The following is a 13,718-nucleotide window of genomic DNA, read 5'->3' as shown; positions in this document are numbered from 1 at the left end:
GCCATCGGTGCCTGAAATCAGCCGGAGAACCCACCTCCGTCGAGGAACATTTGTTCGTCCGGTGTCGTCTCGCGGCCAAGCATCCTGTTTCGATGCGGAAAGCGGCCGAAGCGCTGGATGATGTCGCGATGCTCGATCGCATATTTCAGATAGATCGGGGCTTTGGCGGCGGTAAGCTCTACCGATTTGAGCTGATCGGCGAGGTCCTCCGAATGCTCATAGGGCAGATAGAGAAAAACGCGGAGCTCTTCGTCGAGTGCCAGGTCATGGCCGGCAGCGATCGCTTTCCCGGCGAAATGCCGCGCCAGCGGGTCCGTGGCGTACATGTGGCCGGTGGCGCGAAAGCAGTTTCGCGGAAACTGGTCGAGCAGGATCATCAGTGCCAGCGACCCTTCGGCGTGTTCGGACCAGCCGTCGCATTCGCGGCGGGCGGCGGCAAAGTGCAGATCGAGAAACCGGGTGCGGAAGTCGGCATCAAAGGCGTCGTTCTTCTCGAACCACGCGTCCTCCCCGGCGTCGCGCCAGAATCTGGTGATGGAGACAGCGCGGTCGTCCAGTTCGTTCATCATTCGCGTCTTTCCAACATTTAATCGGCCGGTTCGGATTTCTGCAGCACGCCGGCGGTCTCCTCGTTGAGCGCCTGGCCCACGCGCCGTGGCGTGCTGAGCGGCGTCGGGATGGGGGTGCCGATATTGCCTTTGAGGAAGCGCCGCCCGGCGCGGATGCCTTCTGCCTGTTGAAGTTCGAAACGGGCAGCATCGCGGCGGCGGACGTCCTCGACTACCTCGGCGACCTCTTCCGGATCGACGCCGAGAGCTTCCAGTGTCGAGCCGCCGAAGACAAGCGCCGATTCGAACGTCTCGCGGAGCTGATAGTCGACGCCGGCACGAATGAGCTGCAATGCCGTGCCGCGGTCGAAAGCCCGCGCCAGCACCGTCAGCAACGGAAACTCCGCCTTGATGAGCTCGGCGATGCGCACGGCGGCATCGGGCTTGTCAACGCAGATCAGCACGGCGCGTGCGCGCCCGGCTCCCGCGGCACGCAGGATGTCCAGCCGCGTGCCGTCGCCGTAATAGACCTTGAAGCCGAAATCGGCCGCCGCCTGGATCATCTCGACCTCATTGTCGATGATCGACACATCAATCCCGCGCAACAAAAGCGGCTGGCTGGCGATCTGGCCGAACCGGCCAAAGCCGATGATCAGCACGCTGCCGGTCAGGCCTTCGGCGACATCGACGCCTTCAAGCGACTGCTCGTCGCGTGGCGTCAGATACCGCAATGCTATGATCGCTAAGGGCGTCAGCACCATGGAAATGATGACGATGGCGGTCAGCATCGCATTGGCCTGGCTATCGATGATACCGACAGCCGCCGCTGCGGAATAGAGGACGAAGGCGAATTCGCCGCCTTGCGCCATGAAGACCGCGCGCTCGAGCGCTTCCCGGTGGCCGGTTTTGAGAATGCGGGCGACGATATAGATGCCGATCGCCTTCATCATCATGTAGGCGACGACATAGATGGCAATGAGCTGCCAGTTGACGACGACCACATGCAGGTCGAGCGACATGCCGACGGCGAGGAAGAACAGTCCGAGCAGAATGCCACGGAACGGTTCGATGTCCGCCTCCAGCTGATGGCGGAAGGTCGATTCCGACAAAAGCACGCCGGCCAGGAAGGCGCCCATCGCCATCGACAGGCCGGAAAGCTGCATGGCGAGCGCCGACCCGAGCACGACCAGAAGGGCGGCTGCGGTCATCACCTCACGGGCGCGCGCGTCCGCCAGGATACGGAAGAACGGATTGAGCAGATAGCGTCCTGCAAGCACCAGCCCGACGATCGCGGCAAGGCCGATGCCGACCTCCGTCAACCGATCCGACAGGCTCATGTCGGCGCCGCCCGGCGCGAGGAAGGCGATCAGCGCCAGCAGCGGCACGATGGCCAAGTCTTCCAAAAGCAGGACCGAGACGATGCGCTGGCCCTTGGGCGTGGCCAGGTCGCCGCGTTCTTCCAGCAATTGCATGACGATTGCCGTCGAGGTGAGTACGAAACCGGCGCCGGCGACGAAGGATTGCGCGATCGGGAAACCTCCCGCCAGGCCGACGCCGGTCAGCAGGACCGCGCAGACGCCGACCTGCAGCGCGCCAAGCCCGAAGATCTCGCGGCGCATGCCCCATAGCCGTGACGGCTGCATCTCCAGCCCGATAATGAACAGGAACATGACGACGCCGAGTTCGGCGACATGAAGAATGGCTTCCGATTCGGAAAAAATGCGCAGCCCGAACGGACCGATCACGACGCCGGCCGTCAAATAGCCGAGGATGGAGCCAAGTCCGATACGCCTGAAGATCGGCACCGCAACGACGCCGGCGGCAAGCAGCGCCACCACCTGGATCAGATCGCCGTTCGATGCCTCTGCCGCCATGCCTGCCGTTCCGCTCTCTTGCAACAAGCGGCCAAGATAGGGGCTTCGGGGCGGATCGAACAGTGCGAATCCGGCGCGTTGTGAAGGCGATATTGCAGGCGCACTGAACAGGATAATGGGCTCCCGCGCGTTGCTTGTTCCAGCAATCCGGCGCTAAGGACGCCCGGCTTCGGCCAGTGAAGGGCGAGCGACGATCAAGTCGCGGCCCTTTCAGGCGGTGACAACCAAGTATCAGGGCGGCACGACAGCAGCCGAGGCCTGCAAGGCCTATGACGAGGTGATTGCCGCGATCAAAGGCTGAGCACTTATTTGCAAATCAAAAGAGGGCGGCGCCGTTTGGCCGCCGCCCTTCTCACGCTGAAAGCTCAGTTCGGAGTTATGGAGCCGACCTCGACTGCATCGATCCGCTTCAGCTTCATGCCGATGACCGGGACCAGCTGCTGGTCGACGCGCACGGCAACGGTCACTGTCATCGAATTGTCGTCGGGGACAAGCGCCTGCATCACGCCGCGCAACTGATTGCGATTGATGGTGAAAACCACCTTGTGCGCATCGACGACATTGCCGCCGATAATGTCGAGGCCGGAGCCGGCGGCCCCGCCCATAAAGCTACCCTTGTAGCCCTGCCGGCCCTTGTGTTCGATCGTTGCCGACATCTGCTGGGTGAACATGCCTACCCGACAGCCGCCGTCGAGCGACATGCCGACCTTGCCGTCAGGCGTCGAGCCGATGAAGCTGCAGGTGAATTTCGTGCCCTTGTATTTGCCGGCAACGATTTCCCCGGGGCCGACCCATTTGCCTTCGACCGACCGAAAGAACTGCTTGTCCGGTTCCGCCGCCGAGGTCTTTCCGGCAATGCCGACGGTTGCGACAAGCGCGAGCGCCACGGGCAGCCCGCTGGACAGAATAACGCTTTTCATCGACGACACCCGGCAACAAAGAGACTGGTTTGGACGCTTCCGACCATGGACAAGATTGGTTAATGCTTTGTCACCCCAAGGCAATAGTCACGTTCCGGAAGCGGATGTTTCTTTTTCTTTCTTTGCTGCAAAGGAGGTCAGCGCGGAGAGGAAATCGCCCAATCCGGGCCGCCTGACCGCGTAAAAGGGCAGGGGCCTTGCGGTTTCCATCGCTGCAATGCCGATGCGCGCAGTCATCATGCCGTTGACGACGCCTTCGCCGAGCTTGGCCGAGAGCCGGGCGGCAAGGCCGTGGCCGACGATCTGCTGGACGAAACTGTCGCCGACGGCGATCGACCCGGTGACCGCGAGATGGGCCAGAACGCTGCGCGCCAGGCGAAAAAAGCCAAGCGTGCCGGGGCGGCCGCCATAAAGTTCCGACAGCCGGCGAATCAACCGGCCGGCTTCGAACACGACATAAGCGACGTCGACCAGCGCGCGGGGGCTGACCGCGGTCACCAGGGAGACGCGCTTCGCCGCTTCGAGGATCATCACCCTGGCGCGGGCATCGAGCGGGCCGAGTATCTCGGTCTCGGCCAGGCGCACCAGATTGCCGCCGTCAATGATCTCGCCGCGCAATTCGGCCAGCGAGCGCCTGCCGGCCGCGGTTTCAGGCTTGGCCGAGACAAAGACCGACAACTCGTCGACCACGGCGCGGGCGGCCTTCGGATCGTCACGGGCAATTGCATCGAGCGCCCGCTTCTGCAACTTTTCGACCTCGGCAAGGCGGGCAATCGCCATGAATTCGCGCACGAGGATGATCAGAAGCGCCAGGATGGCGATCGCGGCCATAGCGGCAGCCAGCCAGCCCAGCCACTCGGCGCGCTCGAACAGGTCGCGAATCAGCTGGTCGGTCCAGAGGCCGACGGCGAGCGAAACCAGAACGCCCAGCGCGCCGAAGAACAGGCTGCCAAGCAGCGAACGTTTTCGCGGCGCAATCGCCGGCGGCGGTTCGGCGGCGACGATATCAGGCTCGTCGAAGACGTCGATCTCCGCCGGTGTGACCACGGCAAGATCCGCCGTCACGGTACGCGGCTTTCGCGCCGGCGCGGCCCCGGACGCAGTATGGTGAGCCGTCGAATCTTCCTTCTGCTGGGGCTCCGGCTCGATGCGAAAGGCCGCCGGTCTGCGGGGCGCACTCATGCGAGATGATCTCCGATCAGGAACTGCAGCGCGCGATCGAGCCTGATATGCGGCAGCGACAGCGTGACGCCCTCGGCGGTGCGCTCGAGTTTCGGCGGGCGAAAGCGCACGAAGCGGATCGCGGGGTCGTCATCGTTCTGCCGGCGGGTCGATTCGGAAACATCGAACACCGCATCAACTTTCTCCGGCAAGTCACCGGGAAATATGGCTGTTTCTGTCTTTCCGTCAAAGGTTTCGCCATCGATTTTTTCGCCGCGCAACGGCATGCCGATAATGACCGGCAAAGTCTCGCGGCCCTGCTTGACCGTGCCTTCCCGGGTCGCGCGCATGGCAGCCATAGCGACGACGTTGACGTCGGCGCCGGTGAAATTCGCCCGCGCCACGGCTCGGTCGGCTAGCCGCCGCACGATCGCCTGCAGCCGGTCGTGGCTTTCGTGGTGCAGATGGTCGGCCTTGGTCGCGGCCACCAATATACGGTCGATACGCCTCGAAAACAGGTCGGTCAGGAAATTGCCCCGGCCGGGCCGGAAACAGGACAGGATTTCGGTGACCGCGCGCTCTAGATCGGCCATCGCACCGGGGCCGGCATTCAATGCCTGCAATGCGTCGATCAGCACGATCTGGCGGTCGAGACGCGTGATGTGTTCGCGAAAAAACGGTTTGACGACATGCGTCTTGTAAGCCTCGTAGCGCCGCTCCATCATAGCCTGCAGCGATCCCGAGCGGGCGCGCCGGCCGCCCAGATTCGGCAGCGGCGCGAAGGTGAGAGCGGGCGAGCCTTCAAGATCGCCGGGCATCAGGAAGCGGCCGGGCGGCAAGGTCGAAAGCGCCCGCTCGTCGAGTTTACAGGCCTTGAGATAGGCCGCGAAGCTCTCAGCGAGACGGCGCGCCGTCATCTCGTCGGCCTCGGCGTTGGGGTCGACCGGATCGGAGAGCGCCCGCCATTCCCGCGAAAGGTCGACACGCACCGCCAACACGGCCATCTCGAAGGCCTCACGCGAAAAATCGGCGTAGGACTTGCCGAGCAGCGGCAGGTCGAGCAGCCATTCGCCGGGATAATCGACGATGTCGACCGACAATTTGCCGGCGGAAAACATGCGGCTCCAGCCAGAGGCCGATTCGTATTCGATGGTGAGCCTCAGTTCGGAAATCGCACGCGTCGAATCCGGCCAGACGCGATCGTCGACAAGAGCTGCGATGTGATCCTCGTACTGGAAGCGTGGGACCGCGTCGTCCGGCTGCTCTTCGAGAAAAGCCCTGGCGATGCGCCCCGATTTTTGTGCCTCAAACAGCGGCAAGCGTCCGCCATGGACGAGATTGTGCACAAGGGCCGAGATGAACACCGTCTTGCCGGCGCGGGACAGCCCGGTCACGCCAAGACGCAGTGACGGAGCGAAAAGCCCGGCAGCGCGGCCTGACAACGTATCCAAGGCAATCTTCGCCTCGTCGGTAAAAGTCGTCAGCGCTGATGGCAAATCTGTTCTCGCGGGCCGGTCAGGATCCGATATAGGCTTTGATGCGCGGCTTTGAAATGGCCTCAGATATCGGCAGGTGTCAGGAAGGCTTCGAGATAGCCGGTGCCTGGCGCAGCCTCGGCAAGTCTGCCGTTGAACCGGACCACCGCAAGTGCGGAGGTCGGGAAGCCGTGGTTCAGCATGGCCCGCGCGGTCTCGTCGCCGTCGCCCGAGAGCGCCATGGCGAGATCCTCAATCATCGGATTGTGGCCGATGACGAGCAAGGCATCCAGCCCGCCATTCTGCCGGATGGCAGTGAGGTACGCGGCGGCATCGTCGCTGTAGAGGGTGTCACAGAACAGCACCCGGCCCGTGTCCGTGTGGCCAGCCAGGCTTTCCAGCGTCTGGCGGGCGCGCTTGGCGCTTGAGCAAAGGGTGAGGGCCGGTGCGTATTTGCGGGAACGCATCAGGACGCCCATCGCTTCGGCATCGGCGAAGCCGGATGGATCGAGCGGGCGGTCGAAGTCAGCCACGCCAGGCAGCGCCCAGCCGGCCTTCGCATGCCTCAGCAGGTACAGTCTGGTCACCGGATCCCCGTTGTGCCGGGCACCGAACCCGTCAGCACGCCGCAGGATTTGCCATCAGAAGAGCTCCGTGCGCAATGGCAAGCGCCCCTCAAGCATAGCGAATCATGTACGGATTCGGTCGTATTCTTCGCAAAAAGGGCATCGCCGATGCCGTTTTGTCCGAGACTAACAATTGCGTGAAACTGTCGTCGATTGACCTTGTGCAGCTTTCGGTCCGCGAATATATAGGCGCCAAATTTGGGGTTTGTTGGGTGAGTCGAATGAACGACATCGTTACCGCCGATTACGTACCCTCCGAAGACGAGCCGTTCATGAACGAGCGGCAGAAATCCTACTTTCGCATGAAGCTCGTCACCTGGAAGAACGACATCTTGCGCGAAGCGCGCGAAACTCTCGAAATCCTGCAGCAGGAAAACGCCAACCACCCCGACCTCGCCGATCGCGCCTCCTCAGAAACCGACCGCGCCATCGAACTTCGCGCCCGCGATCGCCAGCGAAAACTCATCTCCAAGATCGATTCGGCCCTCCAGCGCCTTGACGAAGGCACTTACGGTTATTGCGAGGAGACGGGCGAGCCGATCGCGCTGAAGCGGCTCGACGCGCGCCCGATCGCCACCTTGTCGATCGAGGCACAGGAGCGCCATGAGCGGCGCGAGAAGGTCTACCGCGACGACTGAGTCGCCGGGAAAAACAGCGGCATCGGTAAAGCGTTCACAATGGCCGGTTTTCCGGCCATTTTCATTGGCCGTTCGCTATCGGCCTATCTTTTCTGATTGGACAACTCGCCGAGGAGCTTCGTCATCTCGTCGTCGAGAGAGGGTGATGCCTTCGCCACCGGCTTGCTCGGCGTTTGGCTGAAGCGTGGCTCGTCGAGGGAAACCTCCAGCTCCTTCATCAGCGCATCGTCAATCGACTCGTGCTGTGCCGGCGGCTCGTATCTTGCCGGGGAGTCCTGTCTTGCCGGCGGCTGCGCATGCCGCGAGGCACTGGCGTTGACGGATCCATAACTTGGCAACGGCGTGACGTTCGATGCCGGTTTCGGCGCCGGCGCCGGCATTGTTGCCGGCATCGTCGCCGTCTGGCGGGCTCGGACAGGGGTCGCGGTTACGCTTGCCGGCTGCGGTGGCGCTTGCCTCACCGGCGCGGCTGGGGTCGAAGCAGACCTTGCTGCCGGCTGGTGGCCGTTGTCTCCGGTCAATGCCGGGCGCCGCAACGCCGAGAGCCTGATGTCGCGCTCGACGACGACGTCGGTCGGACCACCGATCAAGAGCAGGTGCTCGATATCGTCACGGCGCACCAGCACCAGCCGCCGGTGACTGTCGACCGCTGTGGCATCCATGACAGCCAGCCGCGTCTTGCGGTTCCTGCCGCCGGCGACGAATGTCCCGAACGTCAGGCTGCGGATCAGCCTGATGATAAGAAGAATGATGAGCAGAAGGACAAGTACTGCAAACGTCCATAGGATTGCTGCGGCATAACCAGGACCCGCCACGCCATCCAGCCATTGCAGCATTGGTTCCCCCAAAATCAGCTTTCGAAGAGAAGCGACACTAGACTGTTGCGGCAGGCCACCGCAAGTTGCCTTTCACGCTTCGTGAACAGCTTGAAACGCCGGGAGCCGAACGGCGTCATTTTTAGCGGACATCTGCAGCCGGGCCTTTTCCCAACCCTGAGAATATGATTCAACCGACACCGGAATTCACCAGCAGGGGGCACATGGCCAAGGAAGCGCGCGGCGATTTCTATCCGGTACCTATCGTCGACCAGAACACGCGACCGGGAGCGGTCACCCGGCTCATCGTCTTCATCGTCGTCCTGACTGGGGCAGCGATCGTCTTCGGCCTTTTCCGCGAGCGCCTTGGCGATCCATTCCTGCTTGGCATGCTTGGCGTGCTGGCGATGATCGGCGTCGGCTTTCTATTCGCCACTGCGATCGGCTTCGTGCACATCACGCCGCGCTCGACAAGCGACGAACTGTCGAAAGCTTTCGTCGATTCGATGTCGCAAGGTCTCCTGGTCACCGACACCAAAGGCCGTATCATCTACGCCAACCGGACCTATGCCGATATGACGGGTGCCGAGTCGGCCGCCGACCTCAAGACCGTCGAAGGTTTGCTTTCAGACGTTCCCGAGGCCTCGGTGACCATATACCGGCTGGCGTCAGGCCTGCGGGACGGCCAGCCGGGCGACGGCGAGTTTCGGCTCGCGCAGTCCATTCGGCCAGGCGCCGAACCGGGCGCGCGCTGGTACCGCGTTCGGGCCCGCGCCTTCAGCGTTCCCGGCCAGCGGCTGCCCATGCTTGCCTGGCAGCTTGCCGATATCTCGCGGGAACGGGCCGAGCAGGAGCGGTTCTTTCTCGACCTCCAAAAGGCGATCGATCACCTCGACCATGCGCCGGCCGGTTTCTTTTCGGCCGACCAGGAAGGCCGCGTCACCTATATCAACGCGACTCTTGCGGAGTGGCTGGGCATCGACCTGGCCAGCTTCACTCCCGGCGCCATCACGCTGCCGGAGATCGTCGCCGGGGACGGCATGGCGCTGGTCCGTTCGGTCAAGGCCGACGCTGGTACCACGCGCAATGCCGTTATCGACCTCGATCTGACGACGATGACCGGCGAGGCGCTGCCGGTGCGCTTCATGCATCGTGTCTCGGCCAGCCGAGAGGGTCTCAACGGCCCGACTCGCACCATCGTGCTCAACCGGACGCAAGGCGAGGACGCTTCGGCCGACCTCCGCGCATCGGAAATACGCTTCACGCGGTTCTTCAACTCGACGCCGATGGCGATAGCCGGCGTCGACCATGCCGGCCGCATCCTGCGCACCAATGCGCCATTCCTGTCGCTGTTTTCCTCGGTCGTCGACCGCGACGCGGTCGATCGGCGTGTGCGGCTGGATACGGTGATCCACGAGCGCGACCGGCCGGCTTTCGCCGCGGCCTTTGAAAAGGCACGCCAGCAACAGGCTGACATCGAGCCGATCGATACGGTGCTGCCCGGCAATGAGGAGCGCCACATACGCTTCTACGTCAACGCGGTCGCAGACGGTACCGGTGGCGAGGGCGCCGAGGAATCGGCCATCGTCTATGCCGTGGAGACTACTGAGCAAAAGGCCCTCGAGGGCCAGATGGCGCAGAGCCAGAAGATGCAGGCGGTCGGCCAACTCGCCGGCGGCATCGCGCATGATTTCAACAATGTGCTGACCGCCATCATCATGGCCTCGGACCTGCTGTTGACCAACCACCGGCCGTCCGATCCGTCATTCCCGGACATCATGAACATCAAGCAGAATGCCAACCGGGCGGCCTCGCTGGTGCGGCAGTTGCTGGCCTTCTCGCGCAAGCAGACGCTGCGGCCGGAGGTGCTCAACCTGACCGACGTGCTCGCCGATCTCAGAATGCTGCTTGCCCGGCTGGTCGGCAACGATATCAAGCTCAAGATCGACCATGGCCGCGACCTGTGGCCGGTCAGGGTCGATATCGGGCAGTTCGAGCAAGTGGTGGTCAATCTGGTGGTCAATGCGCGCGATGCGATGCCGGCCGGCGGCGACCTCACGGTGCGCACCCGCAACGTCAGCGCCGGAGAGTGCAAGACCTTTTCCTACCGCGAACTTACTCCGGCCGACTATGTGCTGGTCGAGGTCGAGGACAGCGGCAGCGGCATCGCGCCTGATGTGCTGAAAAAGATCTTCGAGCCCTTCTTCACGACAAAGGAGGTTGGCAAGGGAACCGGACTCGGCCTGTCCATGGTCTATGGCATCATCAAGCAGACAGGCGGCTTCATCTTCTGCGATTCCGAAGTCGGCAAGGGATCCGTGTTCCGCATCTTCCTGCCGCGGCACATTGCGGAGGCAAGGAAGGCGGGCGAGGCTGGAGAAGTGCCGGCCGCCCCTGCCAAGATCACCGACTCAGCCAAGGATCTGTCGGGCTCGGCCACGGTGCTGCTGGTTGAAGACGAGGACGCCGTGCGCATGGGCGGCATGCGGGCGCTGAAATCGCGCGGCTACACCGTCCACGAGGCGTCGTCGGGCGTCGAGGCGCTTGAAGTCTACGAAGCGCTCGGCGGCAAGGTCGACGTCGTGGTGTCGGACGTGGTGATGCCGGAAATGGATGGCCCGACGCTGCTTGGCGAATTGCGCAAACGGCAGCCCGACATCAAGTTTATCTTCGTGTCCGGCTATGCCGAAGACGCGTTCGCCAAGAACTTGCCGGCCGACGCGCATTTCGGCTTCTTGCCGAAGCCGTTTTCGCTCAAGCAATTGGCCACGATCGTAAAGGACATACTGGAATCCTGACCCTTCCAACGCTCCGCTTGCGCAATGTCGTGAGACTGCCATGATTACAGGCGAAACGGGCGACGGGTTTTGGAAAGCATGCCGTGACGCCACACAACGAGGCTAGCAAAGGCGACTACGCAAGCACGGTGCTGCTGCCGGGCGACCCGCAGCGCGCTGAATGGATGGCGGAGACCTTTCTGGAAGCGCCGCGCTGCGTCAACCGCCGCCGCGGCGCGCTCGGCTTTACCGGGTTGTTTCGCGGCAAGCCTGTCAGCGTCCAGTCCACCGGCATCGGCGTCCCGTCATTCCTGGTCTACGTGCACGAGCTGCTGGATTTCTACGGTGCGAAAACGTTGATCCGCACCGGCACCTGCGGTGGCCTGACCGCCGAGATGGCGCTGCGCAGCCTGGTGATCGCACAATCGGTGCGCGGCGAAAATGCGGAGAGCGGCCAGGTTTTTGGGCTCTATCGTGCCGATGCCGGCCCCGATCCTGCATTGTTGGCCCAGGCGTTGGCCCGCGCTGCGGAACTCGGCATCGACCATCGGGCCGGACTGACGATCTGCAGCGATATTTTTTATCATCCGCTGGGGCGCGAACGCTTTGCCGAAGCACAGGCACAGGGGGCGCTCGCCGTGGATATGGAAACCAGCGCACTCTACCGCATTGCGGCCGATTTCGGCGCCCGGGCGCTGTCCATCCTGACCGTCGTCGACAATGTGGCAACCGGCGAGCAGACCGACTATTCCGAACGCCAGGGCCTTTTCACCGATATGACCCGGCTGGCGCTCGACATGGCAGCGGAGAGCTAGGCGGCTTCTACTTCGGAGTACGGAACCTCGCCAGGTTCCTTTTCAACGCTTCGTGCAGGTCGAGGCGGTAAAGGCGCCGTCTGGCTGCTTCATGATGATGTCGAAGGACGGGGTGGTTCCGCTTTCCAGCGTCGCTTGCGTAAGCGAGATCGAGTTGCCACCGCTGGTGTAGCCGCCCAGCGGACCCAGCCAGGTAATCACCCCGTCTGCATCCATCTGGTAGTTATAACTCTGCGGCGCGGTGCCGAAGCTAACCGGACCGCTATAGACGTTTCCCTTGATGGTGATGTCGCCGAGGCTGAGGAACATGCCTAGCAGATAGACTTCGCAATGATAGGAGCCGTCCGGCAGCTTGCCGTCGCTGAAGCCGGCGCGCGCTACGGTTGTCGTCGCCAGCAGAAGCATGGTGATGAAAATGCAAGACGTTCGGAAGGCCATGGCGTCGCTCGTTTAGGGTTCGAACTTGCCCCATTTCGCTGCGGCGCTGCAATCCTCGCCAGCGCTCATGTGATGCTGCTCAAAATTCGGGCATTGGCCTGTATATGAGTAAAACTTAGGCTGGTACGCGTGATCTTTTCTCATTTCAAACCTGGCAGGCGAAGTTCATCTCCTGCGGCCAATACATTAACCGACTGACAGGGCTGGGAAATCTCAAACCCTCCGATCTTTCGCCGGTGATTGGCACAGCCGTTGCATGGTCTGTTCCGATGCAGTTAACCAGCTTGGGAGTTTAAAAGTATGAGGGGCAGTTTCTCGACAATAACAAAAATGTTTTCGGCCGGCGTGGTCGCCGCCGGCCTGCTGATGAGCGTTCCCGCCAAGGCGGCCGACGACACCATCAAGGTCGGCATCCTCCATTCGCTGTCGGGAACCATGGCGATCTCGGAGACGACGCTGAAGGACGCCATGCTGATGCTCATCGAAGAGCAGAATGCCAAGGGTGGCCTACTCGGCAAGAAGCTCGAGGCGGTGGTCGTCGATCCGGCTTCCAACTGGCCGCTGTTCGCCGAAAAGGCGCGCGAGCTGATCTCGAAGGACAAGGTCGCGGCGGTGTTCGGCTGCTGGACCTCGGTGTCGCGCAAATCGGTGCTGCCCGTGTTCAGCGAACTCGACAACATCCTTTTCTATCCCGTCCAGTATGAGGGCGAGGAGAGCGAACGCAACGTGTTCTACACCGGTGCGGCGCCGAACCAGCAAGCCATTCCCGCGGTCGACTATCTGATGAGCGAGGACGGCGGTTCGGTGAAGCGCTGGGTTCTCGAAGGCACCGACTACGTCTACCCGCGCACCACCAACAAAATCCTCGAGGCCTATCTGAAGGCCAAGGGCGTCGCTGCGGAAGACATCATGGTCAACTACACGCCGTTCGGCTTCTCCGACTGGCAGACCGAAGTTTCGGCGATCAAGAAGTTCGGCTCGGCCGGCAAGAAGACCGCCGTGGTCTCGACCGTCAATGGCGACGCCAACGTGCCGTTCTACAAGGAGCTCGGCAACCAGGGCATCAAGGCCGAGGACATCCCGGTCATGGCCTTCTCGGTCGGCGAGGAAGAGCTTGCCGGTCTCGACACTGCGCCGCTGGTCGGCCATCTCGCCGCCTGGAACTATTTCGAGAGCGTCGACACGCCCGAGAACGCGAAGTTCATCGCCGACTGGCACAAATTCATCAAGAACGACAAGCGCACCACCAACGACCCGATGGAAGCCCACTATATCGGCTTCAACATGTGGGTGAAGGCGGTCGAGAAGGCCGGCACCACCGATCCGGACAAGGTCATCGACGCCATGGTCGGCGTCTCGGTGCCGAACCTGACCGGCGGTTATTCGACCATGATGCCGAACCATCACATCACCAAGCCGGTGCTGATCGGCGAAATCCAGGCCGACGGCCAGTTCGAAACCGTTTCGCAGACGCCCGGCCTGGTGATGGGCGACGAGTGGTCCGACTATCTGCCTGACTCCAAGGACCTGATCTCCGATTGGCGCGCGCCTCTGTCCTGCGGCAACTTCAACGTTGCCACCGGCAAATGCGGCGGCAAGGGAACCAACTGATCCTCCCGGTCTGTCCTCCC

The 13,718-nt window shown here is 62.6% G+C and carries 12 protein-coding genes; 4 read left to right on the top strand and 8 right to left on the bottom strand.

The window, feature by feature from the left end:
- Window positions 1–17 precede the first annotated feature (17 nt).
- The 6 genes from NKH28_RS16735 to NKH28_RS16710 all read right to left on the bottom strand — a co-directional run bounded on the left by NKH28_RS16735 (window position 18) and on the right by NKH28_RS16710 (window position 6,565).
- Complete coding sequence (locus NKH28_RS16735; RefSeq protein WP_352471797.1) at window positions 18–566, bottom strand: DUF924 family protein; 549 nt, start codon at window positions 564–566, stop codon at window positions 18–20.
- A gap of 20 nt (window positions 567–586) precedes the next feature.
- The gene (locus NKH28_RS16730; RefSeq protein WP_352682898.1) at window positions 587–2,422 is read right to left on the bottom strand and encodes a monovalent cation:proton antiporter-2 (CPA2) family protein; all 1,836 of its coding nucleotides are present in this window, start codon (window positions 2,420–2,422) and stop codon (window positions 587–589) included.
- A gap of 365 nt (window positions 2,423–2,787) precedes the next feature.
- On the bottom strand, window positions 2,788–3,342 hold the full coding sequence (locus NKH28_RS16725; RefSeq protein ID WP_023674843.1) for a hypothetical protein: 555 nt from the start codon (window positions 3,340–3,342) through the stop codon (window positions 2,788–2,790).
- Between the two features lie 87 nt (window positions 3,343–3,429).
- Window positions 3,430–4,524: a YcjF family protein gene (locus tag NKH28_RS16720; RefSeq protein WP_352471717.1), complete on the bottom strand. Its 1,095-nt coding sequence runs from the start codon at window positions 4,522–4,524 to the stop codon at window positions 3,430–3,432.
- The gene (locus tag NKH28_RS16715; protein WP_352502493.1) at window positions 4,521–5,999 is read right to left on the bottom strand and encodes a YcjX family GTP-binding protein; all 1,479 of its coding nucleotides are present in this window, start codon (window positions 5,997–5,999) and stop codon (window positions 4,521–4,523) included. The genes NKH28_RS16720 and NKH28_RS16715 overlap by 4 nt, the downstream gene beginning before the upstream one ends.
- Before the next feature lie 62 nt (window positions 6,000–6,061).
- Entirely contained in the window at window positions 6,062–6,565 is a 504-nt protein-coding gene (locus NKH28_RS16710) for a SixA phosphatase family protein (protein ID WP_352471715.1), read from the bottom strand.
- 260 nt (window positions 6,566–6,825) lie between these two features.
- Here NKH28_RS16710 and dksA point away from each other — a divergent pair, with 260 nt between their 5' ends.
- Window positions 6,826–7,242 (top strand): RNA polymerase-binding protein DksA, encoded by a 417-nt coding sequence (gene dksA, locus NKH28_RS16705; protein WP_023674847.1) that lies wholly within the window; start codon window positions 6,826–6,828, stop codon window positions 7,240–7,242.
- Window positions 7,243–7,325: 83 nt separating this feature from the next.
- Here the strand turns inward: dksA and NKH28_RS16700 are convergent, their stop codons facing one another.
- On the bottom strand, window positions 7,326–8,078 hold the full coding sequence (locus tag NKH28_RS16700; protein WP_352979717.1) for a hypothetical protein: 753 nt from the start codon (window positions 8,076–8,078) through the stop codon (window positions 7,326–7,328).
- Between the two features lie 203 nt (window positions 8,079–8,281).
- On the opposite strand from NKH28_RS16700, the gene cckA reads away from it, so the two are divergent.
- Window positions 8,282–10,855, top strand: coding sequence for a cell cycle histidine kinase CckA (gene cckA / locus NKH28_RS16695; protein ID WP_352979776.1), 2,574 nt, complete (start codon window positions 8,282–8,284; stop codon window positions 10,853–10,855).
- 83 nt (window positions 10,856–10,938) lie between these two features.
- Window positions 10,939–11,649, top strand: a complete 711-nt coding sequence (locus NKH28_RS16690; RefSeq protein ID WP_352613778.1) for a purine-nucleoside phosphorylase — start codon at window positions 10,939–10,941, stop codon at window positions 11,647–11,649.
- A 42-nt stretch (window positions 11,650–11,691) separates the two neighbouring features.
- Here NKH28_RS16690 and NKH28_RS16685 read toward each other — a convergent pair whose 3' ends face one another.
- Entirely contained in the window at window positions 11,692–12,087 is a 396-nt protein-coding gene (locus tag NKH28_RS16685; protein ID WP_352502497.1) for a hypothetical protein, read from the bottom strand.
- A 300-nt stretch (window positions 12,088–12,387) separates the two neighbouring features.
- Here NKH28_RS16685 and urtA point away from each other — a divergent pair, with 300 nt between their 5' ends.
- Complete coding sequence (gene urtA, locus NKH28_RS16680) at window positions 12,388–13,698, top strand: urea ABC transporter substrate-binding protein (RefSeq protein ID WP_352979715.1); 1,311 nt, start codon at window positions 12,388–12,390, stop codon at window positions 13,696–13,698.
- Window positions 13,699–13,718: the final 20 nt, after the last annotated feature.

Origin of the sequence: Mesorhizobium sp. M1227, assembly GCF_040318315.1 — a bacterium.
Lineage (GTDB): Bacteria > Pseudomonadota > Alphaproteobacteria > Rhizobiales > Rhizobiaceae > Mesorhizobium.
The sequence above is the reverse complement of the archived record's forward strand: the minus strand, read 5'-3'. Positions and strand labels throughout refer to the sequence as shown.

What these genes read in the sequence shown, in the direction of transcription:
- NKH28_RS16735 (WP_352471797.1), bottom strand. Translation starts at nt 566, where the DNA reads ATGAACGAACTGGACGACCGCGCTGTCTCCATCACCAGATTCTGGCGC.
- NKH28_RS16730 (WP_352682898.1), bottom strand. Translation starts at nt 2,422, where the DNA reads ATGGCGGCAGAGGCATCGAACGGCGATCTGATCCAGGTGGTGGCGCTG.
- NKH28_RS16725 (WP_023674843.1), bottom strand. Translation starts at nt 3,342, where the DNA reads ATGAAAAGCGTTATTCTGTCCAGCGGGCTGCCCGTGGCGCTCGCGCTT.
- NKH28_RS16720 (WP_352471717.1), bottom strand. Translation starts at nt 4,524, where the DNA reads ATGAGTGCGCCCCGCAGACCGGCGGCCTTTCGCATCGAGCCGGAGCCC.
- dksA (WP_023674847.1), top strand. Translation starts at nt 6,826, where the DNA reads ATGAACGACATCGTTACCGCCGATTACGTACCCTCCGAAGACGAGCCG.
- NKH28_RS16700 (WP_352979717.1), bottom strand. Translation starts at nt 8,078, where the DNA reads ATGCTGCAATGGCTGGATGGCGTGGCGGGTCCTGGTTATGCCGCAGCA.
- cckA (WP_352979776.1), top strand. Translation starts at nt 8,282, where the DNA reads ATGGCCAAGGAAGCGCGCGGCGATTTCTATCCGGTACCTATCGTCGAC.
- NKH28_RS16685 (WP_352502497.1), bottom strand. Translation starts at nt 12,087, where the DNA reads ATGGCCTTCCGAACGTCTTGCATTTTCATCACCATGCTTCTGCTGGCG.
- urtA (WP_352979715.1), top strand. Translation starts at nt 12,388, where the DNA reads ATGAGGGGCAGTTTCTCGACAATAACAAAAATGTTTTCGGCCGGCGTG.